The following is a 1840-nucleotide window of genomic DNA, read 5'->3' as shown; positions in this document are numbered from 1 at the left end:
TTTCTAGATCAAAGCCTCGACCGATTAGTATCATTCAGCTCCACACGTCGCCGTGCTTCCACCCATGACCTATCTACCTCATCGTCTCTGAGGGGTCTTTCTTGATTGCTCAAAGGGAAATCTCATCTCGGAGGGGGCTTCATGCTTAGATGCTTTCAGCACTTATCCCGTCCGCACGTAGCTACCCAGCGATGCTCCTGGCGGAACAACTGGTACACCAGCGGTGCGTCCATCCCGGTCCTCTCGTACTAAGGACAGCTCTCCTCAAATTTCCTGCGCCCACGACGGATAGGGACCGAACTGTCTCACGACGTTCTGAACCCAGCTCGCGTACCGCTTTAATGGGCGAACAGCCCAACCCTTGGGACCTACTCCAGCCCCAGGATGCGATGAGCCGACATCGAGGTGCCAAACCTCCCCGTCGATGTGGACTCTTGGGGGAGATCAGCCTGTTATCCCCAGGGTAGCTTTTATCCGTTGAGCGATGGCCCTTCCATGCGGAACCACCGGATCACTAAGCCCGACTTTCGTCCCTGCTCGACTTGTAGGTCTCGCAGTCAAGCTCCCTTCTGCCTTTGCACTCTACGAATGATTTCCAACCATTCTGAGGGAACCTTTGGGCGCCTCCGTTACTGTTTAGGAGGCGACCGCCCCAGTCAAACTACCCGCCTGACACGGTCCTCCAGCCGGATCACGGCTGCGAGTTAGAGACTCTATACGCAAAGGGTGGTATCCCAAGGATGTCTCCACCGAAGCTGGCGCTCCGGCTTCACAAACTCCCACCTATCCTGTACATCGCGTACAAAGCCTCAATATCAGGCTGTAGTAAAGCTCCATGGGGTCTTTCCGTCCTGTCGCGGGTAACCTGCATCTTCACAGGTACTATGATTTCACCGGGTCTCTCGTTGAGACAGTGCCCAAATCGTTACGCCTTTCGTGCGGGTCGGAACTTACCCGACAAGGAATTTCGCTACCTTAGGACCGTTATAGTTACGGCCGCCGTTTACTGGGGCTTCGGTTCAGTGCTTCTCTTGCGATGACACATCCCCTTAACCTTCCAGCACCGGGCAGGCGTCAGCCCCTATACTTCATCTTGCGATTTAGCAGAGACCTGTGTTTTTGCTAAACAGTCGTTTGGGCCTATTCACTGCGGCTTATGTTGCCATAAGCGTCCCTTCTCCCGAAGTTACGGGACCATTTTGCCGAGTTCCTTAACGAGAGTTATCCCGCGCGTCTTAGAATTCTCATCTCGCCTACCTGTGTCGGTTTACGGTACTGGCGCCGACCTCCTTACTAGAGGCTTTTCTTGGCAGCGTGAAATCCGGTACTTCGCCCTACGGGCTCCACATCACAGCTCAACCTTGTATGCCGGGCGGATTTGCCAACCCGACGGCCTCGCTGCTTGTCCGTGCACTTCCAGTCGCACGGTTACCTTATCCTTCTGCGTCCCCCCATCGTTCAAACGGTGGTACGGCGGTACAGGAATATCAACCTGTTGTCCATCGCCTACGCCTTTCGGCCTCGGCTTAGGTCCAGACTAACCCTGAGCGGACGAGCCTTCCTCAGGAAACCTTGGGCTTTCGACGGAGGGGATTCTCACCCCTCTTTTCGCTACTCACACCGGCATTCTCACTTCCAAGCGCTCCACGGCTCCTCACGATACCGCTTCACTGCTGCTTGGAACGCTCCCCTACCATTCCTTACGGAATCCATAGCTTCGGTGGTATGTTTAGCCCCGTTAAATTTTCGGCGCGGCGTCACTCGACTAGTGAGCTATTACGCACTCTTTGAATGGTGGCTGCTTCTAAGCCAACATCCTAGTTGTCTGTGCAACGCCACA

Annotated in this window: 1 rRNA gene (only partly in view); it reads right to left on the bottom strand. The window is 54.9% G+C overall.

The features are described 5' to 3' along the window. Window positions 1–4: 4 nt before the first annotated feature. Window positions 5–1840, bottom strand: a 23S ribosomal RNA gene (locus tag BJU60_RS14610) (it continues 817 nt past the right edge of the window).

The sequence above is a fragment of the Exiguobacterium aurantiacum genome, assembly GCF_001766415.1.
Classification (GTDB): domain Bacteria; phylum Bacillota; class Bacilli; order Exiguobacteriales; family Exiguobacteriaceae; genus Exiguobacterium; species Exiguobacterium aurantiacum_A.
Note: the sequence above shows the minus strand (reverse complement) of the source record. Positions and strands in the feature narration are given on the sequence as shown.